This window comes from Coprobacillus sp. AF33-1AC (assembly GCF_003475785.1).
GTDB lineage: Bacteria > Bacillota_I > Bacilli_A > Erysipelotrichales > Coprobacillaceae > Faecalibacillus.
Genome location: NZ_QRQB01000015.1, coordinates 1 through 24,531 on the forward strand (window position 1 = coordinate 1; position 24,531 = coordinate 24,531).

At 29.7% G+C, this 24,531-nt stretch carries 27 protein-coding genes, 1 tRNA gene, 1 pseudogene and 2 other annotated features; of the genes and pseudogenes, 7 read left to right on the forward strand and 22 right to left on the reverse strand.

The window, feature by feature from the left end:
• A pseudogene (locus DWZ53_RS06570) lies at nucleotides 1-219 on the reverse strand (hypothetical protein); the annotation flags it as partial.
• Nucleotides 220-221: 2 nt separating this feature from the next.
• Nucleotides 222-459: a binding site (T-box leader), on the reverse strand.
• 193 nt (nucleotides 460-652) lie between these two features.
• On the opposite strand from DWZ53_RS06570, the gene DWZ53_RS06575 reads away from it, so the two are divergent.
• On the forward strand, nucleotides 653-1,342 hold the full coding sequence (locus DWZ53_RS06575) for a LytTR family DNA-binding domain-containing protein (RefSeq protein WP_118432899.1): 690 nt from the start codon (nucleotides 653-655) through the stop codon (nucleotides 1,340-1,342).
• A 30-nt stretch (nucleotides 1,343-1,372) separates the two neighbouring features.
• On the opposite strand, the gene DWZ53_RS06580 is transcribed toward DWZ53_RS06575, so the two are convergent.
• A tRNA-Leu gene (locus DWZ53_RS06580) sits at nucleotides 1,373-1,457 on the reverse strand.
• A gap of 121 nt (nucleotides 1,458-1,578) precedes the next feature.
• On the opposite strand from DWZ53_RS06580, the gene DWZ53_RS06585 reads away from it, so the two are divergent.
• Both DWZ53_RS06585 and DWZ53_RS06590 read left to right on the forward strand, forming a co-directional pair.
• The gene (locus DWZ53_RS06585; RefSeq protein WP_118432900.1) at nucleotides 1,579-2,895 is read left to right on the forward strand and encodes an RsmB/NOP family class I SAM-dependent RNA methyltransferase; all 1,317 of its coding nucleotides are present in this window, start codon (nucleotides 1,579-1,581) and stop codon (nucleotides 2,893-2,895) included.
• Nucleotides 2,892-3,353, forward strand: a complete 462-nt coding sequence (locus DWZ53_RS06590; protein WP_118432901.1) for an HD domain-containing protein — start codon at nucleotides 2,892-2,894, stop codon at nucleotides 3,351-3,353. Before DWZ53_RS06585 ends, DWZ53_RS06590 begins: the two co-directional genes overlap by 4 nt.
• Before the next feature lie 21 nt (nucleotides 3,354-3,374).
• Here DWZ53_RS06590 and DWZ53_RS06595 read toward each other — a convergent pair whose 3' ends face one another.
• The 11 genes from DWZ53_RS06595 to DWZ53_RS06645 form a co-directional block, all read right to left on the reverse strand.
• Complete coding sequence (locus tag DWZ53_RS06595; protein ID WP_118432902.1) at nucleotides 3,375-4,052, reverse strand: alpha/beta fold hydrolase; 678 nt, start codon at nucleotides 4,050-4,052, stop codon at nucleotides 3,375-3,377.
• Nucleotides 4,042-4,686, reverse strand: coding sequence for an SdpI family protein (locus DWZ53_RS06600; protein WP_118432903.1), 645 nt, complete (start codon nucleotides 4,684-4,686; stop codon nucleotides 4,042-4,044). Before DWZ53_RS06600 ends, DWZ53_RS06595 begins: the two co-directional genes overlap by 11 nt.
• Nucleotides 4,676-4,951, reverse strand: coding sequence for an autorepressor SdpR family transcription factor (locus tag DWZ53_RS06605; RefSeq protein WP_118432904.1), 276 nt, complete (start codon nucleotides 4,949-4,951; stop codon nucleotides 4,676-4,678). Before DWZ53_RS06605 ends, DWZ53_RS06600 begins: the two co-directional genes overlap by 11 nt.
• A 61-nt stretch (nucleotides 4,952-5,012) precedes the next feature.
• Nucleotides 5,013-5,729 carry a 1-acyl-sn-glycerol-3-phosphate acyltransferase gene (locus tag DWZ53_RS06610; RefSeq protein ID WP_118432905.1) on the reverse strand — a complete coding sequence of 239 codons (717 nt, stop codon included), beginning with the start codon at nucleotides 5,727-5,729 and terminating at the stop codon, nucleotides 5,013-5,015.
• Nucleotides 5,729-6,205, reverse strand: coding sequence for a dihydrofolate reductase (locus DWZ53_RS06615; protein ID WP_118432906.1), 477 nt, complete (start codon nucleotides 6,203-6,205; stop codon nucleotides 5,729-5,731). The genes DWZ53_RS06610 and DWZ53_RS06615 overlap by 1 nt, the downstream gene beginning before the upstream one ends.
• Nucleotides 6,205-7,092, reverse strand: coding sequence for a thymidylate synthase (gene thyA / locus DWZ53_RS06620; RefSeq protein ID WP_118432907.1), 888 nt, complete (start codon nucleotides 7,090-7,092; stop codon nucleotides 6,205-6,207). The genes DWZ53_RS06615 and thyA overlap by 1 nt, the downstream gene beginning before the upstream one ends.
• Before the next feature lie 84 nt (nucleotides 7,093-7,176).
• A complete protein-coding gene (locus DWZ53_RS06625) occupies nucleotides 7,177-7,848 on the reverse strand; it encodes a hydrolase (protein WP_118432908.1) in 672 nt (223 codons plus the stop codon).
• Nucleotides 7,841-8,743, reverse strand: a complete 903-nt coding sequence (locus DWZ53_RS06630; protein ID WP_118432909.1) for an ROK family protein — start codon at nucleotides 8,741-8,743, stop codon at nucleotides 7,841-7,843. The genes DWZ53_RS06625 and DWZ53_RS06630 overlap by 8 nt, the downstream gene beginning before the upstream one ends.
• A gap of 88 nt (nucleotides 8,744-8,831) precedes the next feature.
• Nucleotides 8,832-10,580 carry a threonine--tRNA ligase gene (thrS, locus tag DWZ53_RS06635; protein WP_118432910.1) on the reverse strand — a complete coding sequence of 583 codons (1,749 nt, stop codon included), beginning with the start codon at nucleotides 10,578-10,580 and terminating at the stop codon, nucleotides 8,832-8,834.
• A 256-nt stretch (nucleotides 10,581-10,836) separates the two neighbouring features.
• On the reverse strand, nucleotides 10,837-11,085 hold the full coding sequence (locus DWZ53_RS06640) for a hypothetical protein (protein ID WP_118432911.1): 249 nt from the start codon (nucleotides 11,083-11,085) through the stop codon (nucleotides 10,837-10,839).
• A gap of 59 nt (nucleotides 11,086-11,144) precedes the next feature.
• Nucleotides 11,145-11,864, reverse strand: coding sequence for a pseudouridine synthase (locus DWZ53_RS06645; RefSeq protein WP_118432912.1), 720 nt, complete (start codon nucleotides 11,862-11,864; stop codon nucleotides 11,145-11,147).
• Between the two features lie 172 nt (nucleotides 11,865-12,036).
• Here DWZ53_RS06645 and DWZ53_RS06650 point away from each other — a divergent pair, with 172 nt between their 5' ends.
• From DWZ53_RS06650 to DWZ53_RS06660, 3 genes are read left to right on the forward strand one after another with little or no spacing between them, the layout of a single operon-like run.
• Nucleotides 12,037-12,792 carry a threonine/serine exporter ThrE family protein gene (locus DWZ53_RS06650; protein ID WP_118432913.1) on the forward strand — a complete coding sequence of 252 codons (756 nt, stop codon included), beginning with the start codon at nucleotides 12,037-12,039 and terminating at the stop codon, nucleotides 12,790-12,792.
• Nucleotides 12,792-13,247, forward strand: coding sequence for a threonine/serine exporter family protein (locus DWZ53_RS06655; protein ID WP_118432914.1), 456 nt, complete (start codon nucleotides 12,792-12,794; stop codon nucleotides 13,245-13,247). Before DWZ53_RS06650 ends, DWZ53_RS06655 begins: the two co-directional genes overlap by 1 nt.
• A complete protein-coding gene (locus DWZ53_RS06660) occupies nucleotides 13,244-14,386 on the forward strand; it encodes a nucleotidyltransferase (RefSeq protein ID WP_118432915.1) in 1,143 nt (380 codons plus the stop codon). The genes DWZ53_RS06655 and DWZ53_RS06660 overlap by 4 nt, the downstream gene beginning before the upstream one ends.
• A gap of 10 nt (nucleotides 14,387-14,396) precedes the next feature.
• Here DWZ53_RS06660 and pheT read toward each other — a convergent pair whose 3' ends face one another.
• The 4 genes from pheT to DWZ53_RS06680 form a co-directional block, all read right to left on the reverse strand.
• Nucleotides 14,397-16,787, reverse strand: coding sequence for a phenylalanine--tRNA ligase subunit beta (gene pheT / locus DWZ53_RS06665; RefSeq protein ID WP_118432916.1), 2,391 nt, complete (start codon nucleotides 16,785-16,787; stop codon nucleotides 14,397-14,399).
• A 4-nt stretch (nucleotides 16,788-16,791) separates the two neighbouring features.
• On the reverse strand, nucleotides 16,792-17,829 hold the full coding sequence (gene pheS, locus DWZ53_RS06670) for a phenylalanine--tRNA ligase subunit alpha (protein ID WP_118432917.1): 1,038 nt from the start codon (nucleotides 17,827-17,829) through the stop codon (nucleotides 16,792-16,794).
• A 34-nt stretch (nucleotides 17,830-17,863) separates the two neighbouring features.
• Nucleotides 17,864-18,062, reverse strand: a binding site (T-box leader).
• Between the two features lie 42 nt (nucleotides 18,063-18,104).
• A complete protein-coding gene (locus DWZ53_RS06675) occupies nucleotides 18,105-18,815 on the reverse strand; it encodes an RNA methyltransferase (RefSeq protein ID WP_118432918.1) in 711 nt (236 codons plus the stop codon).
• The gene (locus tag DWZ53_RS06680; protein ID WP_118432919.1) at nucleotides 18,812-19,477 is read right to left on the reverse strand and encodes a M48 family metallopeptidase; all 666 of its coding nucleotides are present in this window, start codon (nucleotides 19,475-19,477) and stop codon (nucleotides 18,812-18,814) included. The genes DWZ53_RS06675 and DWZ53_RS06680 overlap by 4 nt, the downstream gene beginning before the upstream one ends.
• 50 nt (nucleotides 19,478-19,527) lie before the next feature.
• On the opposite strand from DWZ53_RS06680, the gene sspI reads away from it, so the two are divergent.
• Complete coding sequence (gene sspI / locus DWZ53_RS06685) at nucleotides 19,528-19,722, forward strand: small acid-soluble spore protein SspI (RefSeq protein WP_118432920.1); 195 nt, start codon at nucleotides 19,528-19,530, stop codon at nucleotides 19,720-19,722.
• 4 nt (nucleotides 19,723-19,726) lie between these two features.
• Here sspI and DWZ53_RS06690 read toward each other — a convergent pair whose 3' ends face one another.
• The 5 genes from DWZ53_RS06690 to DWZ53_RS06710 all read right to left on the reverse strand — a co-directional run bounded on the left by DWZ53_RS06690 (nucleotide 19,727) and on the right by DWZ53_RS06710 (nucleotide 24,522).
• Entirely contained in the window at nucleotides 19,727-20,170 is a 444-nt protein-coding gene (locus DWZ53_RS06690; RefSeq protein ID WP_118432921.1) for a hypothetical protein, read from the reverse strand.
• Nucleotide 20,171: 1 nt separating this feature from the next.
• Complete coding sequence (locus DWZ53_RS06695) at nucleotides 20,172-21,005, reverse strand: hypothetical protein (RefSeq protein WP_118432922.1); 834 nt, start codon at nucleotides 21,003-21,005, stop codon at nucleotides 20,172-20,174.
• A 100-nt stretch (nucleotides 21,006-21,105) separates the two neighbouring features.
• A complete protein-coding gene (gene pyk, locus DWZ53_RS06700; protein ID WP_118432923.1) occupies nucleotides 21,106-22,539 on the reverse strand; it encodes a pyruvate kinase in 1,434 nt (477 codons plus the stop codon).
• A 32-nt stretch (nucleotides 22,540-22,571) separates the two neighbouring features.
• Nucleotides 22,572-23,531, reverse strand: coding sequence for a 6-phosphofructokinase (pfkA, locus tag DWZ53_RS06705; protein WP_118432924.1), 960 nt, complete (start codon nucleotides 23,529-23,531; stop codon nucleotides 22,572-22,574).
• Nucleotides 23,532-23,619: 88 nt separating this feature from the next.
• Nucleotides 23,620-24,522 (reverse strand): DnaA/Hda family protein, encoded by a 903-nt coding sequence (locus DWZ53_RS06710; RefSeq protein ID WP_118432925.1) that lies wholly within the window; start codon nucleotides 24,520-24,522, stop codon nucleotides 23,620-23,622.
• Nucleotides 24,523-24,531 lie beyond the last annotated feature (9 nt).

Sequence of the window (24,531 nt, forward strand, 5' to 3'; positions counted from 1 at the left end):
TGGATCTACTTCGATTTGTTCTGGATCTACTTTTGTTGTATCACCAATCATTCCAATAACAGTTTGACCAGTTCCGTTTACAACGCTAACTCTTAATCCTTTGTCTTCTACCATTTTTGATACTTTTTTAACATCTTCAGCTTTTGCTGTTGTTTTCATTACAATAATCATTTTTATTTCCCCCTTATTTTCTATTTGATATAAATAAAAAACTCTCATCCATAAAGGACGAGAGCATTGCTTCGTGATACCACCTTAGTTTACTTATATATTACTATATAAGCCTCATCAAGTACTAACATACTTTTATCATATAACGGTGATTACCGGAGATGCCTACTATCAGTTCAACACTCTACTCCAAGACGAATTCAACAATCACTTTCATTTTCTTTTTCACCAACCAAGAAATCTCTACATTTCAAATGAATGTTTACTAGTTCTTTTCACAGTATTTATATCAAATGTTGATGTTATTTTATCTATAATTGTCTTCTATGTCAATGATTTTATCTCAATTTTATAAATTTTTATTGTCATTACGATGTATTTCATGTCGTTACATTTGATTTATAGGTAATAATTATTGAATGTTATTCCTATCAATGTTAGTTTGATTTTGCTTTCATCTTAGTCGTTTTAGGAGAAATTTATGAAAATTGCATTATTTGATCAAAATGATCATGATTTAAATCATTTATCAACCTTAATTTTGAAAAACTCAGAATTATCTAGAGAATTATTTATCTTTAAATTTAATAATGAAGATGAATTTATTCAGTTCTTATTTAAAAATATATCTTATTCCTATTTCTTTATTAATAGTGAAAGTTGTCAGTCAACAACGCTCCTTATTATTAAAGAACTCTATCCTGATATTCCTATTATTCTTACCACAAGAAATCAGACATTACGTCATCTCAATGATGTTAAATTGTTATTTAAACCCTATCAGTTAGAAGATATCAATCGTTGTATTGATTATTGGCTAACATATCATAATCATAGTCGTTTTATTAAAGTCTATGACCAAGATCATTATCTTCATATTCCTGTTCAAGATATTTATTATTTAGAATCATATTATGGTCAAGTTCATGTTCATCTAAAAGATCAAGAATATATTGCCTGTCAAAAAGAACTTTATAAATATGAAAATAAACTTGAACATCTTGATTTTCTTTCAATCCACAAAAGTATTCTTATTAATTATCACAAAATAAAAAAAGCATCTTTATTTCAATATCATCTTTTAAATGATGTTATCCTTATCCCAAGCAGTCGTAAAAAAAGTAGTGCTTTTAAAAAATATCTTGATTTATTGGATACTAAAGCATATTAAAAACTCTCCTAAAGGAGAGTTATTTTTCTATGGTACCGCTGGCCGGACTTGAACCGGCACGGATTACTCCGCTTGATTTTGAGTCAAGTGCGTCTGCCAATTTCGCCACAGCGGCATATAATTTGTGTCCGATAGTTATTATAACAAGGATTATTATTCTTGACAAGGGGATAAAATATTTACTTTATATTCATTAGTTTATATAATAAATATAACTTAATGAATGAGGTAAAAAAATGAATCAATTATTTTTAGATAGAATGAAAGAATTATTAAATGACGAATATGATGATTTTATTGCATCATTAAATCAACCACCCGTTAAAGGATTTTATCTTAATCCTTTAAAAAAAGATGTACTGAATCATTTGAATCAAGAACATATTACACCACATCCTTACATACCTCGTGGCTATTATTTTGATTATGAAAAAGAGCCACTAGGAAAAAGTCCTTATTTTATGTGTGGCTTATATTATATTCAAGAACCTAGTGCCATGGCTGTCGCAAACACAATTCAAGTAAACAAAGATGACTACATTTTAGATATGTGTGGTGCTCCTGGAGGAAAAACTTGTTATCTTGCTAGTCAATTAAATCAAGATGGCTTAATGATTGCTAATGACATTAATAAATTGAGGGCACATATTCTAGCAAGTAATATTGAACGCTTTGGCTTAAAAAATACAATTGTTACAAATGTTGATCCATTACGTTTTTCATTACCTGGTTTCTTTGATAAAGTCATCCTAGATGCTCCCTGTTCAGGAGAAGGCATGTTTAGAAAAGATGATGAAGCAATTGAAACATGGTCATTACAAAAAGTACAGGAGTGTGCTTATATTCAAAGAAACTTAATTGATCAAGCTTATAAATTATTAAAAAAAGATGGTGTTTTAGTCTATTCTACATGTACATATTCTGTAGAAGAAAACGAAGCACAAGTCAATTACATGGTCAACAAATTAAACATGGAAGTGATTCCTATCCATCAAGAACCAGGTATGACAGAAAGCACACTTTGTCCGGGAACTGTCCGTATGTATCCTCATCATAATCGTGGTGAAGGGCAATTCATTGCTGTTGTTAAAAAAACAACAGATACACTGGTTGAAAAACCTAAGATTTTAAAACCCAATATTACAAGAGAACAATTAAAACTTGTTGAAACATTTTATCATGATCATCTTAATATTGATGTGCCGCCATATTTATTTCAATCTCAGCAACATATTTATGCAATTAGACCTCAATTTCCAGATTTGAATAAAATTAAAGTCATCAAAAATGGACTTTACTTAGGAGAATGTAAAAAAGGAAGATTTGAACCAAGTTTATCTCTTGCTTTAACATTAGAAAAAAAAGATGTAAAAAGATATTATGATTTTTCAAAAGATAGTCAGGAAGTTCAAGATTATATTAAAGGATTAACTTTAAAAGGTCATGGTGATAAGGGATATGGTGTTATTTTTGTTGATGGTTATCCCCTTTCTTTCTATAAAGAAAGTAATCAGCAAGTAAAAAACTTATTTCCTAAAGGACTAAGACGATGAACCGATATGATATAATAGAAGACTATGTTTACCAACTACTAGAAAAAGAATGTTTTGGCAACAAGAAAAAACAAGCTTATCGCCATCTTCTAGGTGTCAGTGAACTTTGTATCATTTTAGCAAGAAAAGAAAAGCTAGATAATGAATTAGCGGGTATCATGGGATTATTACATGATTTAACTATATACAAAGATCATAGTCATTTTGATCATGCTTCTCGTAGTGCTATTTTAGCTAAAAATATTTTAGAAGCCACTCAATTATTTAACGAAAAAGAAATCAGCATAGTTGAAAAGGCTATTAAGAATCATTCAAATAAAAAACAACATCATGATGATTATAGTGAACTTCTCAAATTATGTGATGTGATTAATTCTTATTTATATGAACCCAATTGTATTTTAAATCCTGATCAAAACAAATATCTTCAACTTGCAAAAGAAAAAGACTATATTTAAAAAGATGATGTTGTCATCGTTTCAACGATGGCAACAATCATCTTTTTTTATAAAATCAATAATATAGTGAGCAATTTTTCGACTATCTACAATATAACTACCATGATCTTCTCCCGGTATGATTTCTAATTGACTACGAGGAATATGTCTTGCAATCTTTCTTGTATGTTCCTCTAAAATCAAATCATGCTCTCCTGCTAAAATAAGCGTAGATGCCTGAATTTGTTTTAAATCACGACTATCAATATGAGGCTCCTCTAACATCATTTTAATAAGTGGACTTTTGGTTTTTTTGTATTCTGTTTTCATTTCTTGATAACATTCTTGAGCCACACCCCGAGGATGAAGATTAGCACCCGAAACAATGAGTTTGCTTATTAACTGAGGATATTGACTAGCAAGTAATAATCCTACAACACCACCATCACTATATCCATAATAAATGACATCTTTTAAATCTAATTGAATAATCATTTCTCTAATATCCAAAGCCATATCTTGATAATGATATGAATTGATTTTACTACTTGATCCATGTCCTCGACTATCTACTAAATAAACTTGGAAATACTTCTTTAACTCCTGGTTAGCTATATCAAAAATATGATGGTCTTCTCCATTACCATGAATCATAATCAGTGGTCTACCCTGACCAGTTACCTCATAATATAATTCAACATCATTGACTCTAATTTTCATGTTTATTTCCTTTTTTATATAACAAATATGAATAAACTGTTGGTACTATAATCAAAATCACAACAACACCGATAAAAACTTCAAAAATCTTATTAATCGTAAAAGAAGCAATAATAGTAAATCCACCGATAACCATAATATAGCCTGTCAAACGATTTGTTTTTAACCAATTCGTTTTATCATTTAAAGTCCATGGTAAACGTATACCCAAAGTATAATTTTGTTTGACTTTAGGTAAATAATTTCCAATTAAAATAAAAATGATTCCTACTAATACTGGTACAATCGTTTCTATAGCAATATCGTAACCAAAACAAACTAAATAAGTCATAATTTGCAAAATACATGCAATACTAGGGATAATCCATAAAAGTAATTGTTTCATCTTTTCTGGATAGTTTGGTTTTTTAGGATCATGACAAGCAAAGAACAAACAGATCCATTGTAATAAAACCATTAATAATGGTAATCCAAAAACAACAAACATCTTACTAGCGTAACCATCAATTTTTCCTGATAAATTCCAATGAATAGGCATATGAGCTGGTAAAGATTCATAGACAAAGGCTCCAAAAATCATAGGTAAAATACAAACCAAAGTTGTCATAAATAAATCTTTTTTATTAATTTTCATTTTCTTTTCCTCCAAATTGGCTAAACCATAACATCACTTCTTCAAATACTGATGTATTAATTTCATAATAAATATAATTTTTATACTTTGTTTCATAAATCAAATCAGCTTGTTTAAGTTTTGATAAATGATAAGAAATTGTAGCTTGAGTCATATCAAAATGTCCTGCAATTTCCCCTGCCGAGAGTTGTCCATCTTTTAGTAATATTAAAATATCTCGTCGTACAGGATCAGACAAAGCTTTAAATGTTTTCACAAATTCCATTTAATCACCTTTATATTTAGATAAATTTCTAAATAGATTATAACATAAAAAAAGGATATGTCTATCCTTTTTGGTTTTCACGTATACATTCTTGAATTCGATCATGGACACATTGAGCAATCTCATTTGTTTTCATATCTTTATATTCATCATAATAAAGTGGTTTAAGATAATGAATTTGAGCCGTTGTTTTCTTTATTGTATTATTATCAAATACTTTATAACAATCTATCATAGCTACAGGAACAATTGGTGCTTTTGACTTTGTTGCAATTTTAAAAGTACCACCTTTAAAATCTAAAATCTCATTTTGTTTTTTTGATCTTGTTCCTTCTGGGAAAACAAAGAAATTTTGTCCTCTTGATATTTCATCAGCTACATATTTAATCACTTTAGCTGATTCTCTAATATTACTTCTATCCATAGGAACATATTGTAGCATATTGATTACATCTTTAACTAAAATTGTAGATGCTAATTCTTTTTTTACAATAGCTCGAATAGGTTTTTCATGAGTTTGAAAAATAGCTAAGGGATCAAATAAACCTTGATGGTTAGGCGTTAACAAATAACCATCTTCTTTAGGCAAGTTTTCTAAGCCATAACATTCTAGTGTCACACGGCATCTTCTGGTAATTGTAAAAACAATTTTATGAATAAAAGCATAAGCATCGCTTAACGAATATTTATCATGATTGGATAGTTTTTTAACTTTAACAAACCACCAATAAGGAAGTTGAAATAGACTTCTGATTACAGCTAAAGCAATTCTTTTCATTATTGATTCTCCTTATTATATATTTGTAAAACAAATGTTTCCATTTGTTTTTCTTCTACTAATTTAAATTCATGGTCTTCAAAAGATGGAAAATAAGTTTCTCCTTCATGAACACCTGGAATACGTGAAATGATGAGTTGATCACAATAAGGTAAAGCTTGTTTATAAATACTTGCACCCCCACAAATATATAAGTCCTCATTATTTTCTTGATATTCCTTAATCAAGGAAATCAAATCATTTCTTACTTCCACACGATTATCATCTAATCCTTTTCGTGTGACAACGATTGTTTTTCGATTTGGCAAAGGTCTACCTATTGCTTTATAAGTAGAAGCACCCATTACAATTGTTTGCTCAGTAGTAACTGCTTTAAAATGTTTTAAATCTTCTGAATTATGCCATGGCATTCCATTTTTAGAATCCTTTTTCCCAATTAATAAATTTTGATCCGTCGCTACAATAATACTAATCATTAGACACTTACCTTCCCTACTAATTTCCCATAAGATTGATAGTTTTCTATCTTAATATCATCAATCGTAAAATCAAAGATTGATTTTACTTCTGAATTTAATATTAATTGACATTTTGGTAAAGGTTCTCTTGATAGTTGTTCTTTTACAACATCAAAATGATTTTTATAAATATGAGCATCACCAATAGTATGTACAAATTCTTTAGCTTGATAACCGCATACTTGAGCTAACATAGCAGTAAATAAAGCATATGATGCAATATTAAAAGGAACACCTAAAAAAGTATCTGCGCTTCTTTGATAAAGTTGACAAGATAGATATTTTTTATCATTAGAAACATAGAATTGTAAAAAAGCATGACATGGTGGTAAAGCCATCTCATCGACTTCTGCGGGATTCCATGCACAAATAATATGTCTTCTAGAAAATGGATTATTTTTTAAAGAATCCACAAGTTTAGCAACTTGATCTACACCTTCGTTATTAAAATTACGCCATTGTCTACCATAAACAGGACCTAATTCGCCATATTTTACAACAAAAGGATCATCCTCTGGTAATTCTTTAATTTTAGTTACAAATTGTTCTAAAGTTTCCCCATGAAAATCATCAGATTTTTTAAAAGCTTCATAAGGCCATTCATTCCAAATTTTTACATTACGATCAACTAAATATTTTATATTTGTATCTCCTTTAATGAACCAAAGCAACTCTTCAGCAATCGGTCTTAAAAACATTTTTTTAGTTGTCATTAATGGAAAACCATCTAATAAATTATATCGCGTTTGGTATCCAAAAACACTACGTGTTCCAGTACCTGTACGATCATCACGATCTTGACCATGATCAAGAATATATTGACACATATCTAAATATTGTTTCATTCATTTCACCTCTTGTTCCATTATATAGAAAAACCATCTTATTGTCATCAAAATAAAAAATGACCTTAGTCATTTTTTACCATATTAGTCATAACGATGACGATATTCTTCCATCATTCCTTTAAATATTTCTCCATTAGTAGGAGGTGTAAAGGTCACTGCATTAGCACCTGCCTCAATAACTTCTCTTACAGTTTCCTCACTAGGTCCACCTGTCGCAATAATTGGAAAATCAGGATCTATCTCTCTTAATTTTTTAACAATTTTAACTGTTTCTTTTCCCCCAGAAACATTAATAATATTAGCATTTGTATGCAACATTCTTTCTTCCAAATCTTCATTTAAAGAAACAATTGTTAAAACAACAGGAATATCAATATCTTGAGCTAAATTTTGTACAAACTCTGTAGCAGTAGGCGCATTTAAAACGACGGCTGTCGCTCCATGTAATTCTGCATCTAAAGCAATAGATTCCACTCTTTTACCGGCTGTTGTTCCACCGCCAACACCAACAAAGACTGGTCTTTGAGCCACTGATATAATAGCTTGGGTAATTTGAATCGTTGGTGTAAAAGGATAGACTGCAATGACAGCATCAGCATTACAATTAGCAATAACAGCTACATCAGTTGAAAAAACCAATGATTTAATTCTTTTTCCATTAATTAACACGCCCGTTGCTTCGCGATATATTTCTGGCACTAATATTGTATGACTTCTCAGTTGTGTATTAATTCTAGGTATCGATTTATTCATTTTGATCCCCCTCATGAACTTGTTTATAATGATATGTTGCACCAATTAAATTAGCATCATTGCCAAACTTACATACTTTAATATTCGGTCTTACATGAGCATGTGTTAACTGTGAAAAAATAATGTCTAATTGTTCATTTACACAATCTAATAAATCTGCTCTTGTAGAGATAGCACCACCAATAATAATCATACTTGGATCATAAGCATATTGTAAATTATAAATTCCCATAGCAAGCGTACGATAAAATTCATCTACATATTTTTTATATACTTCATTTTCACTAGCGTGATCAAAAATTTCTTTTCCATCCAATTCATGATAATCAATTCCTAATTCCTTAGCAATTCTTTTGGTTACAGCAACCGTAGAGCCATCATCTGACCATGTATAGTATTTCTTTTCATCTTGATCATATCTTGTAATCATATAACCAAATTCCCCACCATGTAATGCATGACCATGATGAACATGTCGATCTTTTATAACAGAACCCCCAATTCCTGTCCCACTAACAATAAAACAGCAGTCATTTTCATCACGGGCAACACCTTGCCAAACTTCTGCCAAGGCTGCACAATTAGCATCATTTTCTAATTCTACAGCTTTATTTAATCGTTTTTGCAAATCTTCTTTAATATTAGGACCATGAATATAATCTATAGCACTAGAACCATAAATAACTCCTTCATCACTTGCTACCGCACCTGGCATTGATAAAGCAATCCCCTCAACATTTTCATTCTCTTTTGCTACTTTTTCAATTTCTTGATACATTTTTTCTAAAGTATCAGGTGTTTTAAATTTACTCGCTAAGCGAACTTGTCCATCTTGATTGACTAAAGCATATTTTACAGATGTTCCACCTACATCAAAGGCTAAATATTCTTTCATATCTTGTCCTCCCATTTCTTTTATTATAGTATAAATATTTGAACAAATCATTAACAAAATAAAGACCTCTATCAAGAGGTCTTTGTCATTATCTTTTATCTTTAATTTGTTGTTTTAACATATCAATGAATTCATCTACAGGAACTGTTGTTGCCTTTTGTTCCCCGTGTTTACGATATGTTACAGTTTTTTCATCACGTTCATTATTACCTAAAACCAAGATATAGTTTGCTTTTTGCATTTGTGCTTCACGAATACGATATCCTAGTTTTTCATCACGTTGATCAATTTCAACTTCAAATCCTTCATCTAAAAGTCTTTCATAAATTTCATTAGCGTAATCTAAATGATATTCATTTTTAACTGGTAATACTTTGACTTGTACAGGAGCTAACCATAAAGGTAAATTTCCCTTTGTTTCTTCAAGAATATAAGCCATAAAACGGTCTAATGAACCTAAAATAGCACGGTGTAATACAACAGGTGTTTTTTTAGAACCATCTGCATCAACATAAGTTAAATCAAATTTAGCTGGTAAACAGAAATCTAATTGACATGTAGATAGTGTAATTTCATTACCAATTGCTGGTTTAACATTAACATCTAATTTAGGACCATAGAAAGCAGCTTCACCAATTTCTTCAGTATATTCAATACCTAATTCATTCATAACTTCACGTAATTCATTTTCAGCCTTATTCCACATTTCATCATCATCATGATATTTCTTTTTATCATTTGGGTCTCTAAGTGATAATACACAGCGATAATCAGTAATATTAAAATCTTTATAAACATCTAAAATTAAATCAATAACACCCTTAAATTCAGACTTAATTTGGTCTGGAGTCACAAAGATATGAGCATCATTTTGACAGAAATGTCTTCCTCTTTCAATCCCTTTAACAGCTCCACTTGCTTCATATCTAAAATCATGAGCTATTTCACCAATACGAATTGGTAAATTTTTATATGAATGTAATTTGTTAGCATAAATCATCATATGATGTGGACAGTTCATAGGTCTTAAAACAAATGATTCTCCATCCATTTCCATTTGAGGAAACATATTTTCTTTATAATGATCCCAATGTCCTGAAGTTTTATATAAATTAACTGTTCCTACTGCAGGAGTTAAAACATGTAAATAGCCAAGTTTCTTTTCTTTACGTTTAATATAGCTTTCTAATTTTTGCCAGATAGCATATCCTTTTGGTAAGTACATTGGTAAACCTCTACCAATTAAATCATCGACCATGAATAATTCCATGTCTTTACCAATTTTACGATGATCTCTTTCTTTGGCTTCTTCTAATAATTTTAAATGTTCTTCTAACTGTTCTGCTGTTGGAAAACATACACCATAAATACGTTGTAGTACTTTGTTATCTTTATCACCTTTCCAATAAGCACCAGAATGTTTTATTAATTTAAAATTCTTACACATTTTTACTGTTTCTACGTGTGGTCCACGGCATAAATCTGTAAAATCTCCTTGACTATAACATGTAATATTGCCATCTTCTAAATGAGAAATTAAATCTAATTTATACTCATCATCTTTAAACATTTCTAAAGCTTCTGCTTTAGAAATTTCACGTCTTACAATTCTTTTTCCATCTTTGCAGATTTTTTTCATTTCTTTTTCAATTTTAGCAATATCTTCATCACTTACAACTTGATCACCTAAATCTACATCATAGTAGAATCCTTCAGAAACAACAGGTCCTACCCAAAACTTAGCTTGAGGATATAAGTGTTTAATAGCTTGTGCCATCACATGAGCACATGAGTGATTTAATGTACTTAATTGTTCATTTTCTTTAAAATCGATCATTTTTATTCCTCCATCTTATACAATGATTAAAAAAACTCTCATCCAAAGGACGAGAGTTTCGTGGTACCACCTTAATTTGCTTAAAAAGCCTCAAAACTTTAACGCAGTTAACGACATCTTTTTCAAGTGCAGCCTATTAGGGAGTACTTTATAATTTTCTCTAAGGTTTTCACCAGCCACCTTTTCTCTAAATCAAAATATTATAAAACATATCCTAAATCATTGCTTTTTTAATTTACATCATTATTTTAAATGATTATTTTTTATTGTCAACAGTATCTTGAAATTGTTGAAATAAATTTTTTTGTTTTAAACACTCTTTTTTAAATGCATTATAAACATACTTCGTTTTTATTGGTTCATATACCGTTAAAGTATCACACTTTAAACAATATAATCCATAAATTCCACCTACATCTAATTTTTTTACCCAATCACCCTGGGCATGACATATTCCACATTGAATTGTATTTTGTGGATCAATAACTTGTACTCTCACTTTCATCACCTTTAACTACTATATACCACCGGTGATAAAAATAATGTCAAAATAACACTATCATTTTATTTATTGACAAGTGCTTTTAAGTCTTTTACTTCTTGAGGTTTTAAACGTCGATATTGTCCAGGCTTTAATCCTTTTAAATTAACACATCCAACAGATACACGATGTAATCTTTTAACTGGATGTCCTACACTTTCAAACATTTTTTTAACTTGTCTGTTTTTTCCTTCATATAATTTAATTAATAGAACTGTTGATTTATGTTCCATATCTTTAAAAGTAACTTTAATTTTACAAGGAATTGTTTTAGCTCCGTCAATATAAATTCCTTTTTCTAATCGATGTAAATCTTCACCTTTAATTAATCCTTTAATTGTCACTTCATAAATCTTTTCTAAATGTGATCGAGGATGCATAATCATATTAGCAAATTCACCATCATTAGACATAATTAATGCTCCTGTTGTATCAAAATCCAAACGTCCTACAGGATAAATTCTTTCTTCAACGTCTTCAAAAAAGTCTACAACCTTTTTACGATCAAATTCATCATCTAAAGTACAAACACATCCTTTAGGTTTATAAAATAAATAATATACTTTATTTTCACCAACAATCATTTCACCATCAACAGTCACAATATCACCTTGTTTTACTTTTGTTCCCATTTCTTGTACAACTTGACCATTGACACAAACACGTCCCTGTCTGATTAATTCTTCTGCTTTTCTTCTAGAGGTATATCCACTAGCAGCAATATATTTTTGTAATCTTTCCATATATTCTCCTATATCTATATTCAATCATTTTATTATTTTCTTTATCATATCATTTATAATATAAATAAAGATAAAAAACAACTCATTACGCAAAGTTTTTCATTTACTTTTACTATTTTATCTCTTTTATAAACAAAAAAATATTGGTATACTTTTATTCTGAGGTGATAATATGAACGAACATGAATTATTTAAATGTATTGGTGAAATTGGCAGATTATTACTTAGACATAGCGCTGAAATATATCGTGTAGAAGAAAGTCTTAAAAGAATGTGCAAAAGCTATGGCTTTAAGGATATTGGGGTTTTTGCATTACCTTCTTATTTTACTTTAGGCGCTACTCTTCATGATGGTTCTTCACCATCTATTATTATAAGAACCATTCAAAACAGGACCAATCTAGATTGTGTTTACGAATTAAATAATCTCGTTCGCTATATATGTCAATATCAACCTGATGAAAATTATATAAAAAAAGAAATAGAGCGTATTAAAAATTTACCTGAAAAAATGAAGCTTGTTTTTTTAGGATATGGTATTGGAGCAGGTTTTTTTGCTGTATTCTTTGGTGGGGGCTTGTCAGAGTTTGTAGCTGCAACAATTATTGGTTTTATTACCTATTTTGTAGTTTGGCTCCATGAAATTCTAGAAATCAATGCTCTTGTTAGAACCATGGTAACAAGTATGATTTTATCCGCCTGTGCTATCATAAGCTATCATTTTCATCTTATTCATTTATTACAATCTACAATTATTGGCTGTTTAATGGTTTTAGTTCCCGGAATGGCTATTACTAATAGTTTAAGGGACATTATGTCTGGAGATTATATTTCTGGTCAAGCGAGAATGTTAGAAGCTTTTTTAACAGCTACTGCTATTGCATTAGGTGTAGGGAGTATGCTTGTCTTATTGAAAGGATTAATATAATGGAACAAATTATTCAATGTCTCAGTGCTTTTTTTGCATGTATTGGTTTTGCCTTTGTCTTTCGTATCCATCATCATCCTCGTTTTGCTATTATTGGTTCTTTAGGAGGAAGTCTGGGATGGATTATCTATCTACTTACAATTCAATCATATGGAGATGTATTGGCTAATTTAATTGCAATGAGTTGTGTTGCTTTATATAGTGAAATCATGGCGCGTTTACTTAAAGCTCCAGCAACGATTTTTATTATTATTGGTTGTTTCCCTCTCGTTCCTGGAAAGGGAATCTATCAAACCATGCTTTATCTTATTCAAGGTAATAATGACTTATTTGTAAGTAGTTTACTCAATACAATTGCGATTGCATTTGCTTTAGCTTTAGCTATTTTACTGGTTTCTACGTTATTTAAAGTCATTAAAGTCATTAAAACATCTGCAAAGAAGGTATCATCATGAAAGTATTAGGTTTAATTGTAGAATACAATCCTTTTCATACCGGTCATCTTTATCATATTCAAAAGGCAAAAGAATTAATCCAACCTGATTATACAATTGCGATTATGTCTGGTCATTTTGTTCAACGTGGAGAAGTAGCCATTGTTGATAAATTTAAAAGAAGTGAGATTGCTATTAAATATGGTATTGATTTAGTTGTTGAATTACCATTTTATTATGTCAATCAAAGTGCTGATTATTTTTGCAAAGGTGCAATTGATCTACTTTATCATTTAGGATGTACAGATTTAGTATTTGGCAGTGAATCAGGAAATACTGATGAATTCAAAGAAATTGCCTATGCTATTGATCATCATCAAGAACAATATGATAACAGTGTTAAACAATATATGAAACAAGGTTTCCGTTACCCTGATGCTTGTAATCAAGCCCTATCAAAATTATTAAATAAAACAGTCACTACCCCTAATGATTTATTAGGACTAGGATATGTAAAAGAAGTAATCTTTAATCATTATCCTATTCACTTGCATTGTTTAAAAAGAACAAATGATTATCATGACCAAACCATCAAACAAATCAGTAGTGCGACAGCATTACGTTTAGCACTTAAACAAAATAAAGATGTAAAACATTTTCTACTTAATGAACATTATTCATCTTTCTACTTTCAAGAACAATTCTTTCCTTTATTAAAATATAAAATCATGATTTCTTCACTACAAGAACTAAAAAACATTCATTTAGTAGATGAAGGTATTGAATATTTATTAAAGAAAGTCATTGTTAAAGTGAATCATTATGATGAACTTGTTTTTAGTTTAACAAGTAAACGCTATACATCTTTAAGAATTCAAAGAATGTTGCTGCATATTTTAATGAATAATACAAAAACAGAAATGAATAATATACCACCTATTGATTATTTACATATTTTAAAAATGAATCAAAAAGGACAACATTATTTAAATCAAATAAAAAAGACCTGTACTTATCAAATTGTAACTAATGCATCTAAACTTGATCATCCAGCTTTTGATTTAGAACTTAAAACTGCTTCATTACTTACTTGTATCTATCATGAAAACAAAATAAAACAGGAATATCGAAATATTCCTGTTTACCAAGATGACATTTAGTCATCTTTTTTTATCCTCTTAAATGAGCATCAAATTCTTTTTCTACAGCAGCTAAAATTCTTTCCATTGCTTCATTAACTGTTTTTTCATCAAGTGTCTTCTTTGGATCTTGGAAAACTAAATTAATTGCAACAGATTTTTTACCTTTAGCAATATGTTCACCTTCATAAATATCAAAGATTTTTGTTTCTTTGACTAATTGTTTACTAGCTTGAACAATTTTACGACAAACATCTTGAGCAGGTACGTCTTTAGCCATAACTAACGCAATATCTCTTGATACTGAAGGATATTGTGGAATAGCAGTAAATTTAACTTTACCTGTTTTTAATCCTAAAATCGCTGATAAATTTAATTCAGCAACATAGACATTTTTCACTCCATATTTCTTTTCCATTAATGGATGAATATTACCAATAATACCGACAATTTCTTTATTAATAACAATATAAGCACTACGTCCAGGATGGTAACATGGATGATCACTTTCTACTCTTTCTAAACGATATCTTGATTCTTCGATACCAATATTTTTAAAGATTGTTTCTACAAATCCTTTTAATAAATAATAATCTGCTTGATATGAAATTTGACGATAAGCCAAGCCTTGATATTCACCAGTACATGCAATAGCAAGATTTTGTAATTCACAATCTTTTGAGTAAGTTGTAGATAATTCAAAAATATTAACATCTTTAATATTTCTTGATTGATTATAATTAATAACTTGTAATAATGAACCAATAATTGATTTTCTTGTTACACTTCTTTCTTCACCTAGAGGCATGGCTAATTTTACTGTTTCTCCTGTATGGAATAAATTAAAATCATCAACCATTGATGGTGAAGTTAAAGAGTAAGTTAATGTTTCATGTAAACCTAAATCTTTAAGTACATTCTTTATTGTATGTTTCTTTGCTTGAGTATCTGTTCTTTTACCAGTTGTCATCGACATCTCTGGAAGAGATGATGGAATGTTGTCATATCCATAAATACGTGCCACTTCTTCAATTAAATCTGCAGCCATTGTTATATCATTACGATATGTAGGAACTTTTACAGTAAATGTATCATCATTAAATTCATATGAGAATTTTAATGCATCAAAGATTTCTTTAATTTGTTCACTTTGTATATTTGTCCCTAATAAATGATTAACTTGATATGTTGAAACTTCAACGTATTTATCTTCAATATTTAATGGTGTTGTCACACTTTGATAGATTTCTTGAGCATCAGCTAGTTCTTCTAATAAATTTGCACATCTTTCAAGAATTTGTAATGAATTCGCTGTATTTAAGGCTCCTTTAATATAATGTTGAGAAGCATCAGTTAATAAATTTAAACGTCTTGCTGTTTCACGTAAAGATGGTCCATCAAATGTTGCCACTTCAATAACAATATTTTTAGTATTTTCATCAATTTTTGTTCTTTCTGCTCCCATCACACCAGCAATACAACCAATGCCTTGATCAGTAGAAACAATAATATCTTGAGGTTCTACTTTATATTCTAAACCATCTAACATCACTTCTTTTTGATCAAATCCTGTTTTAATTACAAATTCTTTTTTACCTAATTTATCATAATCATACATATGAATAGGTTGTCCTGTTTCCAACATAACAAAGTTAGAAATATCAACAATATTATTGATTGGTTTAATACCACTTGCAATTAAAGCATTTTTTAACCATTTAGGAGATTCTTTAGTTGTTACTCCTTTAACTAATTTAGCACCAAAGAATGGACATAAATCTGTTTCCACTTTAACCTCAATGCCACTACCTTCAATTCCTTTAGTTGTAATTTCAGGTAATGTTACATCACGATGTAACACAGCCCCAACTTCATAAGCAAATGAAGTCATAGCCATACAATCAGCACGATTAGGAGTTAAACCAATTTCTAAAATTGTATCTTTTAAACCAATATAAGAAAGTGGATCTTCACCTACAGGCGCATTTTCATCTAATACATGAATACCATCTTTATCTTCTGGAGATAACAAACGAGCATCTAATCCAAGTTCAGCAATTGAACAAATCATCCCATTTGATTCAACACCACGAATTTTACTCTTTTTAATAACAAATCCTTCTCCTAAATCACAACCAGGGTTAGCAACAATGACTTTTTGTCCGGCTGCAACATTAGGTGCTCCACAAACGATTTGACTCATTTCGCCAGGTCTTACTTCAACTTGACAAACATTTAAATGGTCGCTGTCTGGATGAGGGACACATTCTTTAACAAAACCGATTGTCATATTATTACCTCGAGCTAATGCATGCATTCCCTCTACTTCTAATCCAATTGAAGTCACTTTATCTGCAAGATCTTTTGGATCTTGATCATCAACTTTTACATATCTATTTAATACATTTAAACTAATATCCATCTTCTTACTCCTTTCTACCAAATTGACTTAAGAATCGAATATCATCATTATAGAAATCACGAATATTATCAATACCGTATTTTAACATAGCAACACGTTCAATACCGATACCAAAAGCAAATCCTTGATAGACTTTACTATCAAAGCCACACATATCTAAAACTTTAGGGTTAACCATTCCTGCACCTAAAATTTCAATCCATCCAGTATGTTTACACATTGGACATCCTTTTCCTCCACAATGATGACATGAAATATCTACTTCTACTGATGGTTCAGTAAATGGGAAATAAGATGGACGTAATCTAATTTCACGTTTTTCTCCAAAGAACTTTCTAGCAAATACTTCTAATGTTCCTTTTAAATCTGCCATTGTAATATTTTTATCAACAACAAGTCCTTCACACTGCATAAATTGATGTGAATGTGTTGCATCATCATCATCACGACGGTAAGTTTTACCTGGACAAATAACTTTAATTGGACCTTTTCCTTCTGCTTTTAATAAAGTATGTGCTTGTACTGGAGAAGTATGAGTACGCATTAAAGTATTTTCATCAATGTAGAAAGTATCTTGCATATCTCTTGCTGGATGTCCTTTAGGTAAATTCATTAATTCAAAGTTAAAATAATCTGTTTCTACTTCAGGACCTTCAGCAATTTGATATCCCATTCCAATAAATAAATCTTCTAATTCACTTACAATAACTGATAAAGGATGTAATGATCCTTGATCTAGTTTATAACTAGGTAAAGTAATATCAATACTTTCACTATTAATTTTATTTATAATTGCTTGTTTTTCTAAAGCTGCTTTTTTTTCTTCTACAGCTTTAGATAATTCTTGTTTTACTAAGTTACTTGTTTGTCCAAATTTCTTTCTTTCTTCACTAGCCATATCTTTCATTGCTTTCATAGCTTCTTGAATTGGACCCTTTTTACCTAAATATAAAACACGAACATCATTTAAGTCTTTTAAAATTGTACATGAAGAAATCTTTTCTAGTGCTTCATCTTTAATTTTTAATAATTCCTTTTCCACTTTATTCCCTCCTAAAATATAAAAAATCGTTCCATTTAGGAACGATTTAATCGCGGTACCATCCTAATTCATAACATTATGTTATGCTCTTAATTCACTGTAACGTAGTCTCTCCGGCGATGATTGGTCGCACTCCAAGGTGAATTCAATAGTTCATTATCAAAAGACTTCCACCAAACATCTTTCTCTCTAACATAACTACACTATTTACTAGTCCTTATCAACGTGTTATATACTTTGATATTATAACGTGTTTCATTCACTTTGACAATCATTTATTTAAAATGATACATCATAATGCTTCCTGCTATCGCTACATTTAAGGATTCAATCGTATCAATTGGAATATAACCAATTACATCACAAATATCAATAATTTCTTGTGACATCCCATTACCTTCATTTCCTAATACAAAAGCCATTTTTTCTTTTTTTTCTAATAAATGAATATCTTTTCCATTTTCTAAAGCACTTCCCACTACAGTAACACCTTTTTCTTGTAATAAAGGAATTATTTCTTTTAAATCGCGATAAATACATGATAAATGGAAATGAGCCCCTTGCATAGAACGTAACACTTTATCATTATAAATATCCACACTTTGATGAGATAAAATAACTTGGTCAATACCAAAGGCTAAAGCTGTACGAATTAATGTTCCTACATTACCTGGATCTTGTAAGCTATCTAAAATCAAATAACGACTACCTTCAATCATTTCTTCATTTTCTATTTTTTTACATCTTGCCATAATTGATTGTGGTGTTTTTGTAAATGCTAATTTTTCCATAACTTCCTTAGAAACTTCAATTGAGTCCATATCTGTTTCCACTGGTTTGGTAGAAATAATTAGATCAGCTACACCTTTTTTTATCGCTTCATCCACCAAATGCTTCGACTCTACCAAATAATAATCTTGACGATATTTCTTTTGTTTTAATTTCATTAAATCTTTAATGATTTTATTATTTACTGATGTAATCATATTCCTACCTCCGCTAACCTTTTTTCTCTTTGTTTATAATCAGGCATTCTTTTTTCTATTTCTAAGTAAAATTCTTTTGAATGATTAGGTTCAATAAAATGACATAATTCATGAACGATAACATAATCAATTAACTTCTTATCAACATGGACAAGTACACTATTAAAACAAATCTTATTTTTTTTGTAAAAACAAGCTCCCCATCTAGATTTCATCTTTCTAAGAGTTATATCTACTTTATTTAATGGAAAATCATTTAACAAATATGCTTGTATCTTTCTAACTAAGTAATCCATTAATTGCTCCTTTAAAAATAATGTAACAGTTTTTTCAATATCACGATGATATACATATAAATCCAATCCATGAATAGCACATTTTTTTATTCCTACGTCTTTTAAAAGAATACGATATTTTTGATTAAAAAGATAGACATATCCTTGATCAACATAATCTGCTTTACAAAAATATTGATCCATTCTTTTTAATAATTTATCTTGATTTTGAATAATAAGTGCTTCTATTTGGTCAATATTCATCATTTGAGGAGCATGAACTACAATTTGACCTTGTTCAACTTTTAAATAACAATTTTTTATTTTTTTATATTGAATAAAATAACTCGTTATTCTATTCCCTATTTTTATTTTTCTTTCTTCCATTCTTTGTATACTCACTCCTTTTTGGTCCATAATATGACAGGAGTGATATTATGGATATGAGAAAAGCTTTACTAACTAAATTACATGATTGTCCTAGTAATGAATTAAAGGATATCATTGAAGAAGGTATTGCCTCTAAAGAAGAAACCATTTTACCAGGTTTAGGTGTTCTTTTTGAAGAGTATTATAAATCTTTAGATCAAAAAGAACCTTTCTTAATGCAATTATCTCAATTATTAAAATAGACTCTTAGGGTCTATTTTTTATCATTTCTTTAAAAGATCTTAAAATCATAAAAACAAACATACTAATTAAATCAACTTTAAACAATCTAACCAACGGACTCATCACGACAATTAAAATTAATCCTATCATGATAATAATAGATAAATAAAATGAGTAATGATGATCTTTAATCTTAAAACTTATACAGATCTTATTTCTATAAGCATCACTGATAATTTTATAGATTTCAAAGATTAGATAATTAAAAACCCATATAAGCATAAAATAGAGCCAAGTAAAAATACTATTAGAAAAAATCTTCTCTATTCCATTTATAAAAGATATTTGATAATAAAGACATAAATCATAGGACATAGACAATAATGTAATAATAAATGTCATAATACCATTTCTAGCTAAATATAAAACAATAAAATCTTTTTTTAACTTTGAAATATGTTCATTCATTTTATTCACCTGCCTCCAAAGATAAATCAATTTTAAAGACAAACGTCTTTCCATTATCTTTAGAAAAAATAACAACTACACTTAAATCTTTTTGATCTAAACGACCTAATTCCTTATCCTGATGATAATACTGATATTTTTTATTATTAATAATGTCTTTTGATAATCCACTTATCTTTTTAAAAACAATATAGTTGTTATCATTATCCTTGGATTTCTTTTCATTTTTTAAATAACGATATTCTAAAGATACACAAGGGTATTGTTTAATAATATCTTTATTGGTTGTTGTAAGATAACCTAGTTTCATATCATAAGGTGCTACACATGATTGTACAAGTCGATATTCTTTGTTCGATCCTAATAATTTTTTTGTAGGAATTAAATTCAATGCGTGTTGATAAACCATTTCTTGATCACATTTTATTTGAATATATGCCTTTGAAAGATCTGTTATATCAAATTGTAAAGATTGTTGTTGAAAACGTATTTTTGATTGTCCATTAGAATAAGTAAACTGATTGATGATTTGATGACTCGCTTTATTTTTTATATCATTTAAAGAAATAATAACTTGATAATTTTGTTGCTCTTTTAACATTAAATTTTCTAAAGAAAGTGAATAGTCACTCATTTTTAATATTTTATTATCATTAAATACCTCTAAACCATTTAATTTAATTTGATCATTATTTAATGATAAGACATAATCGAATGATTGAATATCACCATAAGTATGAAATGAAAAAACATCATACATAAAATAAAGTGAACATACTACCAAACAAGTACAGATTAAAGAAACAATTAAATTCATACGAGATTTTTTATTCATTTATATCACCATTTAAAATTATACACAAACCCTTTGTAATAGCAAACTCATTTTATCGACAAAAAAACTGGAAGCATCGCTTCCAGTTTGAAAATCATCATTATTTTACAGTTACTAATTCTAAGTAAGAAGTAGTTCCAGCAACACCTGGAGTACCACCAGTTACTAAGATTTGTTCACCAGGTTGAACAAAGTTTTCTTTAGCGATAACTTGTGCATATTCAACCATAGCTGCTCTTGTATCCATTTGTTTACATAAAACAGTTTTAACACCCCAGTTTAAAGCTAATGCTTTTGTAGTGTTTTCATTTGGAGTAGCAGCGATAATCATTGATTGAGGACGATATCTAGACATTTTTCTAGCTGTGAATCCTGAGTCAGTGAATGCTACGATAGCAGCAACATCAAATTTATAAGCAATTTCAGCTACTGACATACAGATTGCTTCGCTTTGATCTTGAGGAGCAGTTCTAATAGCTCTTCTTTGTAAAGAAGCATAATCTAAAGTTCCTTCAGTTTTTAAAGCAATTTTAGTCATAGTCATAACTGCTTCTTCAGGATATTTACCTTGAGCAGATTCACCAGATAACATGATTGCATCAGTTCCATCATAGATTGCATTAGCAACGTCAGAAACTTCAGCACGTGTTGGTCTTGGGTTTTCTTGCATACTATCTAACATTTGAGTTGCAGTAATAACAACTTTTCCAGCAGCACGACATTTTTTGATTAATTCTTTTTGGATTAATGGTACATCTTCAGCAGGAACTTCTACACCTAAGTCACCACGAGCTACCATGATACCATCAGCAACTTTTAAGATTTCATCCATGTTTTCTACACCTTCGCTATTTTCAATTTTAGCGATGATTTGAATTTCTGGACGACCATTTTGGATTAATAATTTTTTAACATCTAAAACATCTTGAGCACGTCTACAGAATGAAGCAGCGATGAAGTTAACACCTTGTTCACATCCAAATGTGATATCTCCGATATCTTTTTCTGATAAATAATCAAATCCTAATTTAATACCTGGAACGTTAATTCCACGTTTATTTTTAACAACACCATCATTAGCTGCCACACATACGATATCAGTACCTTCAACGTGATCAACTAATAATTCTACTTGACCATCATTAACTAAGATGAAACCACCAGGTTTAACATCTTTGTATAATTCTTTGTATGTAATTGTGAATCTATCACTTGTACCTTCAATATCTTCAACACAAATAGTAGAAACTTGACCTTTTTTGAATTCAGTTTTTCCACCAACAAAATCACCAGTTCTAATTTCAGGTCCTTTAGTATCTAATAAAATTGCTACATTTTTATTTAATTCTTTGTTTAATTTTCTAAGAGTTTTAATTCTTCCACCATGTTCTTCAAAATCACCATGAGAGAAATTTAATCTCATTACATTCATCCCAGCTAAGATTAATTTTCTTAACATTTCTTCATTTTCAGAAGCAGGACCAATTGTACAAACAACGCGTGTTTTCTTTTTTCTTTCTCTTTCTAATACCATCCTAATATCCTCACCTTACAATTTAATTTATATTAACGAAGTTTCATTGCATCTTCGTAAATACCAAAATCAGTTTCACGTTTATGTCCTAATACATCAGTGATTTTTAATCCTTTAATTTCACCATGTACTTCACTAACACATAAACCACCTTTACCAGCTTCAAGTAATTCAACTGCATAAACACCCATTCTTGAAGCAAGCACTCTATCTCTTGCTGATGGTCTACCACCTCTTTGCATATGTCCTAAAACATTTGCACGAGTTTCGAATCCAGTTTCAGCTTCTACTTTTTTAGCTAATTCATGAACATCTGTAATATGTTCAGTAATAACAACAATAGCGTGTTTTTTATCTGATGCTTTTGATGCTTTTAATCTTTCGATTACTTTTTCTTCATCAAATCCGATTTCACTTGTGATAATCATTTCTGCACCATCAGCAATACCTGCATTAATTGCTAAATCACCACAACGACGTCCCATAACTTCTAAGATAGTACATCTTTGATGTGAACTAGAAGTATCTCTTAAACGATCTAATGCATCTACAATTGTATTTAATGCTGTATCAAATCCAATTGTATAATCAGTATCAGGAATATCATTATCAATTGTTCCTGGAATACCAATACAGTTAACACCCATTTCAGTTAATTTTAAAGCTCCATTATAACTTCCATCACCACCGATAACGACTAAAGCTTCCATACCAACTTCTTTCATTTTTTCGATAGCTTCTTTTCTAACTTCAGGATCTTTAAATTCTGGGAAACGAGCAGATTTTAAAATTGTTCCCCCTAAGTTAATGATATTACGTGTACTATGACGATCAAATTTAATAAATTCACCATCATGTAAACCTTTATATCCTAACTTAACACCATAAACTTCAATTCCTTTATTTAAACAAGTTCTTGCTACAGCTCTTACAGCTGCATTCATTCCTGGAGCATCTCCTCCAGAAGTTAAAACACCTATACATTTAACCATAATATCGCACTCCTATTTTTATGTGTTTCATTCCTTTGCCATTTTATCACAAATACAATGATATTAACAACAATATTTTATCTTTTTTCTATCTTAAATCGCTTCCTTTTAGCACAATTTCTTGGCTAACCGCTTTCATTCTATCAAGCAATCTTTCTACTCTTAATTTATCTCCTTGTTTCAACATATAAAGACTCTTTAATTGACTAATTGAATACTGACTGGTAAAGAATGTAACCTTATTATTTTGATTTCGATAAGCTAATGTAGAACTTAAAATTTCATCACGAGACCAGTTTGTTACATTTTCCCCACCAATATCATCAATAACCAAATAATCTAAATTTTTAAGTAACTCTATGGTTTCATTATTCCCTTCTTCACCAAATGAATTCTTTAAATCCATTAAAAAAGTTGGAAAATGAATGAATCCACATCGTTTTTCTTTCTTGGCTAAGTTACGAATAATAAAGCCTGCCAAACTTGATTTACCACTTCCTGGTCTACCGTATATATAAAGCCCTGTTGATTGTGGATTTTGAATATAATTCATGATGATCTTTGTTGGTTGCGGATCTTGGGTTGCTACATCTTTAATTTTAGAAGAAGTTGTCAACAATAATTCTTCACTTACGTTTTTTAATAAGATATGACTTAAGATTCTTTGATTTTCAAGAATTTGACTACCAAAACGGCATGGTGATAAAGAAATAAGAATTTGACCTGATTCTCCAAGTTCCATATTTTGCTTCATACCAATAGATACTTTTGTACAATCTTTTATTCCTTTGCATAACTTACATTTCTTTAAATCTTCTTGATAATCTAAAAATTCAATCCAATTTTCTTCAATATCTTCTCTTTTTAAATGAAGGCGTGAAAGAACCTCTATAATATCTTGATCTTTCATTAAATTATCTATACTTTTTTCTTTACGTTTTAAAATTGTATCATTTTCACTAAATAATCCAAATTCTTGAATACTTTTCATATTGTTCCT